Origin of the sequence: Macellibacteroides sp. (assembly GCF_050251695.1) — a bacterium.
GTDB classification, from domain to species: domain Bacteria; phylum Bacteroidota; class Bacteroidia; order Bacteroidales; family Tannerellaceae; genus Macellibacteroides; species Macellibacteroides fermentans.
Map to the genome: position 1 here is coordinate 3,205 of NZ_JBFWMI010000101.1, position 8,273 is coordinate 11,477.

The window sequence follows — 8,273 nt, forward strand, 5'->3', positions numbered from 1 at the left end:
AGGACTTTCCCCGATTCGGATGCTGCCATATTATGTGCTGCTGTAGCCGATTATCGCCCCGAGGTTCAATCGGACGAAAAAATAAAGCGGGAAAAGACCGGCGATATTACCATGCATCTTGTGCCCAATCCGGATATTGCCGCTGCATTGGGTAAAATGAAGCAGGCCGGTCAGCGTCTGGTAGGTTTTGCCCTGGAGACGACCAACGAAGTGGCGCATGCTACGGAAAAGCTTGAAAGGAAGAACCTGGATTTTATCGTGCTGAATTCGTTAAAGGATAAAGGTGCCGGTTTCCGTTGCGATACCAACAAGGTGTCTATTTTGGAAGCCAACGGCAAACTGACCGAATATCCTGTAAAGCCCAAAAATGAAGTTGCAGGGGATATCGTTGAAAAACTGGCATCGTTGTTGAAATAACAGCATGTATTAACGTATAGAATAAAACCGACATAGAATGAAGAAGCTGATGTATGTGTTTGTATGCCTGTTGCTTTGCTTTACAGCCGGGGCGCAGGAACTCAATGCCCGGGTCACGATAAACAGTGACAAGGTGCAGGGAACCAACAAACAGGTGTTTACAACACTGCAGACGGCGCTTACTGAGTTTATAAATAACCGGAGGTGGACGGATGCCACGTTTGCCGTGAACGAACGGATCGACTGTACCTTTACGTTTATTATAAACGAAATGCCTTCCGAGTCGAGCTTCAAGGCCGAGTTACAGGTGCAGGCCCGTCGTCCGGTCTATAATTCTGGTTATTCCACTACGTTGTTTAATTTTAGAGATACCCAGCTGGATTTCGACTATACCGAGTTTGAACCGCTGGACTACGCGCAGAATACCTTACAGAGCAACCTTACCGCCTCGGTGGTTTTCTATATCTATGTTATACTGGGACTGGATTTCGACAGTTTTGCACCCCAGGGAGGAACTGCCTATCTGCAACAAGCGATGCAGGTAACCACCCTGGCTCAGTCGGAAATGGCCTGGAACGGATGGAAAGCATTCGATGGCAATCGTAACAGACATGCCCTGATTACTGCGCTGACCGACAATACCTCCGAGATTTTCCGGAACTTCTGGTACACATACCATCGGAAAGGATTGGACGAGATGGCTGCAAATCCGGATCGCGGACGCACAACCATCATCGAGTCACTCCCTGTATTACAGCAAATACAGTCGGCACGCCCCGGATCTGTTTTACTACAGCTTTTTTCGGATGGCAAGCTCGACGAGGTGACAGGTGTGTACACCAAAGCCAATCAAACCGAAAAACAGGAGGGATTTAAACTATTGTCGGCAATCTACCCAACGCAGACTACCCGTCTGGAATCTTTGAAAAAGTGATGCATTATGCTTAAGTCCTTATTCATACAAAACTATGTTCTGATCGATAGTCTCGACATAGAATTTGCCAATGGCTTTTCGGTGATAACCGGCGAAACGGGAGCCGGAAAGTCAATCATACTTGGTGCTCTTTCCCTAGTTTTAGGTCAGCGGGCCGACGGAAAAAGTATCAAGAAAGAGGCCGACAGGTGTGTTATTGAAGCCACCTTCGATATCTCGCTCTATCAGCTGGAACCGTTTTTTATTGCCAACGACCTCGAATACGATGCCCGGCATTGTATCCTGCGCCGCGAACTGTATGCATCCGGTAAATCCCGTGCATTTGTAAACGATTCGCCGGTAGGGCTCAATGTGTTGCGCAGTCTCGGTACACGATTGATCGATATCCATTCGCAGCATCAGAACCTGATGTTGGGCGACAGTCGTTTTCAGCTTGACGTAGTGGATGTGTTGGCCGACAACGAAATACCACTCATTCTATACCGTAAGGAATTCAGCCGTTACCAGTCGTTGAAGCGCGACCTGAAGGAGCTGACCGAGAAATCGCGTCAGAATCGGCAGGAGGAAGATTACATCCGTTTCCAGCTGGAGCAATTGCATGAAGCCCGGTTGACGGATGGAGAGCAGGAGATGCTGGAACAAGAACAGGAAACCTTGACGCACGCCGAAGAGATCAAGGGTGCCTTGTATAAAATTACAGAATTACTTTCGGGCGACGAACAGGGTGGGTTGTTGCAAATAAAAGAGGCGTTGCAGACAGCCACCTCCCTCGAGCGCTTCTACCCCCAGGCAAAGGAGATGGCAGAACGGTTACGCTCGGCCTATATCGACCTGAACGACCTGTCATCCGATGCGGATTCGCAGAAAGAGGATGTGGAATTTAATCCCGAACGGATGGTGTTTGTAGAGGAGCGTCTAAACCTGATCTACACCCTGCAACAGAAACATCATCTGAACTCGGTTGCAGAGCTGATTGCTTTGCAGGAAAAATATACGGCGCAACTACAGGAAATAGATTCTTACGATAATCAGATAGAAGCACTTCAGCAGCAGGTGGATGCAACATTCAAAGAGCTGATGCAGCAAGCCTCGGTGTTAAGCGAGCAACGTAAGATAGCCTCGTTGGGATTAGCCAGACAGCTGGTGGAAATGATCGCTCCGCTGGGTATGTCTAACACAAGGTTTTCGGTCGACTTTAAGACCAAATCGTCTCCCGATGCCGATGGGATTGATGAGATATGCTTTCTGTTTTCCGCCAATAAGAGCGGCGACCTCCAACCGGTGGCCAATACGGCTTCGGGAGGTGAAATATCCCGTCTGATGCTTTGTCTCAAAGCCATGATAGCCGGAGCAACCGCTTTACCCGCCATCATATTCGACGAGGTGGATACCGGAGTATCGGGCGATATCGCTAATAAAATGGGGGATATCATGCATGAACTTGGAACCAAGATGCAGGTGATGGCCATCACGCATTTGCCGCAGATCGCTTCGAAGGGGAATGCCCATTATTATGTATTTAAAAAGGAGGAGAACGACAGAACTATTACCCAGATAAAGCAGATGGATACGGAAGAACGTGTTATCGAGATTGCACGTATGCTGAGTGGGGCTGCCCTTACGGAAGCCTCTATGGCTAATGCCCGCGATTTACTGGGAGTGGATTAACCTTTTTATAAAATATACCATAACTATGGTATTGTTGAGTTCTGTAAAATTCCGACCTTTGTAAAAAATAAATAACGATAAAACATAACAATATGGGAAAGATTGCTAAACAATTGACTGAACTCGTCGGAAATACTCCGTTGCTGGAACTTTCTGCTTTTAATGCGAGTAAAGGGCTGGAAGCAGCCGTAGTGGCAAAACTGGAATCATTCAATCCGGTTGGTTGTGTGAAGGAACGTATCGCCCTGGCCATGGTTGAAGATGCCGAAGCCAAGGGTATTCTAAAACCGGGTGCGACCATTATCGAACCTACCAGTGGTAACACCGGCGTTGGACTGGCTTTTGTTGCAGCTGTAAAAGGTTATAAGCTGGTTCTTACCATGCCCGAAACCATGAGTCTGGAACGCCGCGCTCTGCTAAAAGCTCTTGGTGCTGAACTGGTGCTGACTCCAGGTCCCGGCGGAATGAAGGCTGCCATACAGAAGGCAACCGATCTTCAGGCTGAAACCGAAGGTTCTGTAATCCTTCAGCAATTTGAAAACCCGGCAAATCCCGAGATACATAAAAAAACAACCGGAGAAGAGATCTGGCGCGATACAGACGGCAAAGTGGACATTTTTGTTGCTGGTGTTGGAACAGGTGGTACTATCAGTGGAGTGGGTGAGGCCCTTAAGGCACATAACCCCCATGTGAAAATCATCGCCGTTGAACCGGCGGACTCACCCGTATTGTCGGGTGGAGCCCCTTCACCTCATAAGATTCAAGGTATAGGTGCCGGATTCATTCCTAAAACATACAATCCTGCGGTGGTGGACGAAATTATAACCGTAACAAACGATGCGGCCATTAAAACAAGTCGCGAGCTGGCACAAAAAGAGGGATTGCTGGTTGGTATTTCTTCCGGAGCTGCGGCATGGGCTGCTGCCGAGGTAGCTAAAAGACCCGAAAATAAAGGTAAGCTGATTGTAACGCTGCTGCCAGATACCGGCGAACGCTACTTAAGTACCGTATTGTATGCATTTGACGAATACCCTTTGTAATTAAGCATAATCTTTACGTTGAAACCCCGATGCTGTCTAAAAGATCTGCATCGGGGTTTCTGTTTAAAAACCATTCTAAATCCGTAAAAACCTAAACAATCAAATTGCTTTACTTCCTTTTTTCAACCTTTATCTGTACATTCTTTTCTACCTTTTTACCTTTGGAAGTGACCGAATCCGACGCATTCACTTTTTGTTTTCTGTCAAATGCGGGTTGACTCTCTTTGAGTTTGCTCAACTGTTCGGGAGTCAGAATCTTTTCCATTTCAGCCCTGTGTTGGGTGTTCATCTCACCGATTTTTTTACGATGCTCTTCGCGTAAAGCCTTCAGTTTAGTCTTCTGTTCATCGCTCAGGTTAAGTCCGGAGAAACGGTCACCCTTTCCCCTCATCCACGAACCCTGCTTCAAACTATCTCCCGGAGCGAATCCCCGTCTGTGAGGTCCGAACTTCATGCTGTCGCCCGGAATGAAATCTCTGCCTCTATAGCGAAGTACATCTCCGTCGGGGGTTACAAATTCTCTTTTGCGAGAATCAAACTGACGAAGTTTTCCCATCTGAGGCATCATATCCTTCCATTTTTCCATCTGTTCCGGAGTGAGCAGTTCTTTAATAGCCTTCTGATGTTCGTCGGCCATTCCTTTCCATTCGCCTTGCTTGCTTTTAAGCTCATCCATGCTTTTTTTGAACTCTTCCATTTTTGCCTTGAATTCGGCATTCAGAGCATCCAGCTGCTTTTGTTGCTCGGCACTTAAATTCAGCTCTTTTGGTATTTCGGATAATCTTTTACGTTGGGGTTCCTTATTCTGAGGAGCCGCAAAGGCAGATAGCGAAATAATGAAAAGCGTTGCCAAAGAGAAAATAGTACACCTCATATATTTAAATATTAATGATTTATGACTCTTTGACAAGGCAATTCGTGAAAGGTTTAAGTGGTCAACTCTTTTTAATTTAAAATTACAGAAATTGATATTTTGTATTTATAATTCTCCGATACGCATAAGTACCAGCGAGCAGGCCTCTTCGTTTTGGATTCCTTTTTCCGTAAGCATCTGTTCCAATTCAGGGTTTTCTGTACCCGGATTAAAAATAACATGATCCGGCTTTATCTTCAGCAGATAGTCGTAATAGGGTTGCTGATTGTCTTTACCCAGATAGATGGAAACTACATCAATGTGGCGGTCCATAGGAGGTTCTTCCAAAATCTCCATGTCTTGTATCAATCCCCTTTTGCGGCCAACCGGAAATACGTTGTAGCCCTTTGCCTTAAACTCGACTGAGGCTTTGTACGCGTATCTTTCAGGATTGGTACTTGCTCCAAATACAATTACGTTTTTCATATCCTTTTATTTATAACATTACTAGTATACTACTTTATTGACAGAAAGTAAATTTAGAAGATTTGTTTCAAACAAACAAATTGCAGATACAAAACCAGGGTGCTTGCAGAAGCTTATTTTGAAGTTTGGTTATAATTAGTATCTTTGTGAGGATACATGCAGATGGTTTTTTGTAAATTTAAATACTTTGATATGAAAACAATAACCTCTACTTCGTCGATGGATCGGACCAATTTTCTGATTACGCTGATACTTACAGCCTTGTTGGTTGTGCTTTTCTTCGCTATTCCCGATTTTTATCCCCGGCTGATCCTGTTTGCGCTGTTTTCTGTACTCTATGTGGTGATATATGGTCATATTCCCACCTCTTTCAGTCTTACAGAGGATAGCTTGGTTTTAAAAGCCCCTTATAAGAAAATCAGCATCCGCCTTAATGAAATAAGTGCCGCCCAATACCTTGGTAAGGGCAATGTATTTTCCATGATACGTACTTTCGGATGCAGTGGCATATTCGGTCACTGGGGTTATTTTTATTCACCCCGTATCGGCAAGGTAAAACTCTATGCCCGCAGAAACAATCATTGGATTTTAATACACACGCTACACAAAGGAAAGTACATTATTGCTCCGGACGATCCCTCATTTTTTGACGAGCTTCAAAGCAGATTGCTAATTGAAAAGGTGGAATAATCCATAAAATAAATGCCCCCATGTTCGGTGTGTATAATCCGGAACATGGGGGCGATTGTTTATTTTGCGGCTAAGGCATCTGCCACTACTTGGGAAAGAGGCGTGGTGCTTCTGCCAAGTAATGCGGATAACTGACCACTGTTGTCAAACAGATCATCGTGCGATGCACTTACATCCCATCCTGCAATTGCCAGAGCAAATGTTTCCGGCAAACCTATGCTCTTAAGTATCCGGGCATATTCAGACTCGGGCAGGTTCTGATAAGGCAGCTCTTTCCCGGTCTGCTTCGAAATTTCGGCGGCCAGATCCTTCAGGGTGTAATATTGGTCGCCCGCCAATTCGTATACTTTACCGGCATGACCTTCACTGGTTAATACAATGGCTGCCGCTTCTGCAAAATCCATACGCGGAGCTGATGAAATCTTACCGTCGCCGGCACTTCCCACAAATGCTCCTGCGGCAAGGGCTCCAGCGATGGACGCGGTATAATTTTCTGTGTACCATCCGTTGCGCAGCAGCGTGTAGGGTATGCCAGATTCCTTTAGCGCCTCTTCCGTAGCCAGATGCTCTCCAGCAAGACTTAGCGTTGATTTATCGGCATGCAATAGACTGGTATATACAATCCATTGTACACCAGCTTGTTTGGCTGCATGTATTATATTGGCGTGTTGTTTTGCCCGTTGCCCGATTTCATTACTTGATATAAGCAGTAATTTGTCAATTCCTTGTAAAGACAATACCAGATTCTCGGATTGGTTATAGTCGAATGAGCGGACTTCCACTCCCATACCGGCAGCTTTTTCCGGATTACGCACTAACGCAACAACTGAGTTGGCAGACACTTTTTCTTTTAGTTTATCAACTACCATGCGACCTAATTGTCCGGTCGCTCCTGTTACTCCGATTTTCATTCTAACTCTTTTTAATGGTTACTATTCTCTTTTATATACTGAATTAAAATCTTTAGCCTATCATAAACTAAACAGATTCTTTTTGAAGAAGATCCGTTTTTTATGGTTAATTTATATAAAATGGATGTGTCTAAATCCCTTAATTCATATATTTGTTACGCAAAGAAACTAACAATAGTTTGTATTTGTAACAGGTTACGAAAAGGTAACATCAAAATAAGTGGTAACGAAAAAGTAACTATAATGGTCAAATCAGGTAAAAAAATAAATTGTCCGGTTACAGCCTCTATCGAACTAATTGGAGGTAAGTGGAAAACAATCATTTTATATTCGTTATTGAGCGGCACAAGGCGTTTTGGCGAAATAGCGGTGCGCATACCTGATATTTCAAGGAAAGTGCTGACCGAACAACTTAAGGAGCTGGAGTCGGATGGGTTAATTTTGCGTGAACAATACAAGGAGATCCCTCCTAGGGTGGAGTATTCGCTTACAGACCTAGGGAAAAGTCTATCACCCGTGTTCAGAGAGTTGGAAATCTGGGGTACTGTAAACCTGTTGTCAAAAGAATAATGCGGATGTCTTAGCGGTTTAAAGGCTTTCTCATGGGATCACTTCTCCCTCCTGAACTTCCATCGTAAGAATGTTTTCCACTAAGGCCATGATCTGTTCAACCTTTTCGGGCACTTCTATGCAGTCAGGATCAGACAAAAAGTCCTCCAGTTTTACTTCCCCTTTCTCTATATATGTTGAGATGTAGCGGATAATCATTTTATACTCTCTAAGTAATTCAAAATGTTGGTCGCTGGATTGTTCCGGAATAGTTTCGCGCGCTTTGTCAATCATACGATTGTAATCGGACTGTACAAGATGCAGTAACTCGTTTACAAATAATGACTTATTTCCTTGTAGACGACTCCTTATTTCCTGCAATTTCTCTGTTATATGTATTTTTATCATATAACAAAGATAAAATTAATAAATAAGTATTCCAAATCTTAATTATTTGTCTATTTTTACGCCTTTAAAACCATAATTTAACGTGAGTGATTATTTTACCTTTAAATTTTATGTAAGATGAAAAATTTAGCTTTTGTTACCGGATTATTTCTAGCTTCTATTTTATTTACGGGATGTGCTTCCATTTTAACTAAAACCACCTATCCAGTTGCCATTAACTCTTCTCCAGAAGGTGCCAATGTAACGATTACCGGGAAAAAGGGAACCATGGTTTACGAAGGAACTACGCCTGCCATTGTGAAATTAAAATCAAGTAA

10 protein-coding genes and 1 pseudogene are annotated in these 8,273 nt (G+C 44.1%); 7 read left to right on the forward strand and 4 right to left on the reverse strand.

Features of this window, described 5'->3' with window-relative positions; translation table 11 throughout:
• From AB7E53_RS12595 to cysK, 4 genes are all read left to right on the forward strand, one after another.
• Positions 1 to 417, forward strand: a 417-nt coding sequence (locus AB7E53_RS12595; RefSeq protein WP_446776019.1) for a phosphopantothenoylcysteine decarboxylase domain-containing protein, incomplete at its 5' end; no start/stop codon positions are given.
• A 37-nt stretch (positions 418 to 454) separates the two neighbouring features.
• Positions 455 to 1,351 (forward strand): type IX secretion system protein PorD, encoded by an 897-nt coding sequence (porD, locus tag AB7E53_RS12600; RefSeq protein WP_179399503.1) that lies wholly within the window; start codon positions 455 to 457, stop codon positions 1,349 to 1,351.
• 6 nt (positions 1,352 to 1,357) lie between these two features.
• On the forward strand, positions 1,358 to 3,019 hold the full coding sequence (gene recN, locus AB7E53_RS12605) for a DNA repair protein RecN (RefSeq protein ID WP_446776021.1): 1,662 nt from the start codon (positions 1,358 to 1,360) through the stop codon (positions 3,017 to 3,019).
• A gap of 92 nt (positions 3,020 to 3,111) precedes the next feature.
• Positions 3,112 to 4,059, forward strand: coding sequence for a cysteine synthase A (gene cysK, locus AB7E53_RS12610; RefSeq protein ID WP_179399505.1), 948 nt, complete (start codon positions 3,112 to 3,114; stop codon positions 4,057 to 4,059).
• A gap of 109 nt (positions 4,060 to 4,168) precedes the next feature.
• On the opposite strand, the gene AB7E53_RS12615 is transcribed toward cysK, so the two are convergent.
• Together AB7E53_RS12615 and AB7E53_RS12620 are read right to left on the reverse strand one after the other, a co-directional pair.
• On the reverse strand, positions 4,169 to 4,933 hold the full coding sequence (locus AB7E53_RS12615) for a hypothetical protein (protein WP_446776023.1): 765 nt from the start codon (positions 4,931 to 4,933) through the stop codon (positions 4,169 to 4,171).
• A gap of 105 nt (positions 4,934 to 5,038) precedes the next feature.
• Positions 5,039 to 5,398, reverse strand: a complete 360-nt coding sequence (locus AB7E53_RS12620) for a CoA-binding protein (RefSeq protein ID WP_371690248.1) — start codon at positions 5,396 to 5,398, stop codon at positions 5,039 to 5,041.
• Positions 5,399 to 5,590: 192 nt separating this feature from the next.
• Between AB7E53_RS12620 and AB7E53_RS12625 the strand changes: the two genes are divergently transcribed.
• A complete protein-coding gene (locus AB7E53_RS12625) occupies positions 5,591 to 6,088 on the forward strand; it encodes a PH domain-containing protein (protein WP_179399508.1) in 498 nt (165 codons plus the stop codon).
• Positions 6,089 to 6,147: 59 nt separating this feature from the next.
• Here the strand turns inward: AB7E53_RS12625 and AB7E53_RS12630 are convergent, their stop codons facing one another.
• Positions 6,148 to 6,999 carry an SDR family oxidoreductase gene (locus AB7E53_RS12630; RefSeq protein WP_446776024.1) on the reverse strand — a complete coding sequence of 284 codons (852 nt, stop codon included), beginning with the start codon at positions 6,997 to 6,999 and terminating at the stop codon, positions 6,148 to 6,150.
• Positions 7,000 to 7,242: 243 nt separating this feature from the next.
• Here AB7E53_RS12630 and AB7E53_RS12635 point away from each other — a divergent pair, with 243 nt between their 5' ends.
• On the forward strand, positions 7,243 to 7,569 hold the full coding sequence (locus tag AB7E53_RS12635) for a winged helix-turn-helix transcriptional regulator (RefSeq protein ID WP_446776026.1): 327 nt from the start codon (positions 7,243 to 7,245) through the stop codon (positions 7,567 to 7,569).
• 30 nt (positions 7,570 to 7,599) lie between these two features.
• Here AB7E53_RS12635 and AB7E53_RS12640 read toward each other — a convergent pair whose 3' ends face one another.
• Positions 7,600 to 7,956: a hypothetical protein gene (locus AB7E53_RS12640; RefSeq protein ID WP_446776028.1), complete on the reverse strand. Its 357-nt coding sequence runs from the start codon at positions 7,954 to 7,956 to the stop codon at positions 7,600 to 7,602.
• Positions 7,957 to 8,073: 117 nt separating this feature from the next.
• On the opposite strand from AB7E53_RS12640, the pseudogene AB7E53_RS12645 reads away from it, so the two are divergent.
• Positions 8,074 to 8,273 (forward strand): annotated as a pseudogene (locus AB7E53_RS12645) (hypothetical protein); the annotation flags it as partial.

Bases quoted from the DNA above. Each gene is read 5' to 3' on its own strand.
- AB7E53_RS12630 (WP_446776024.1), bottom strand. From the start codon at position 6,999: ATGAAAATCGGAGTAACAGGAGCGACCGGACAATTAGGTCGCATGGTA.
- AB7E53_RS12620 (WP_371690248.1), bottom strand. From the start codon at position 5,398: ATGAAAAACGTAATTGTATTTGGAGCAAGTACCAATCCTGAAAGATAC.
- AB7E53_RS12640 (WP_446776028.1), bottom strand. From the start codon at position 7,956: ATGATAAAAATACATATAACAGAGAAATTGCAGGAAATAAGGAGTCGT.
- porD (WP_179399503.1), top strand. From the start codon at position 455: ATGAAGAAGCTGATGTATGTGTTTGTATGCCTGTTGCTTTGCTTTACA.
- AB7E53_RS12615 (WP_446776023.1), bottom strand. From the start codon at position 4,933: ATGAGGTGTACTATTTTCTCTTTGGCAACGCTTTTCATTATTTCGCTA.
- AB7E53_RS12635 (WP_446776026.1), top strand. From the start codon at position 7,243: ATGGTCAAATCAGGTAAAAAAATAAATTGTCCGGTTACAGCCTCTATC.
- AB7E53_RS12625 (WP_179399508.1), top strand. From the start codon at position 5,591: ATGAAAACAATAACCTCTACTTCGTCGATGGATCGGACCAATTTTCTG.
- cysK (WP_179399505.1), top strand. From the start codon at position 3,112: ATGGGAAAGATTGCTAAACAATTGACTGAACTCGTCGGAAATACTCCG.
- recN (WP_446776021.1), top strand. From the start codon at position 1,358: ATGCTTAAGTCCTTATTCATACAAAACTATGTTCTGATCGATAGTCTC.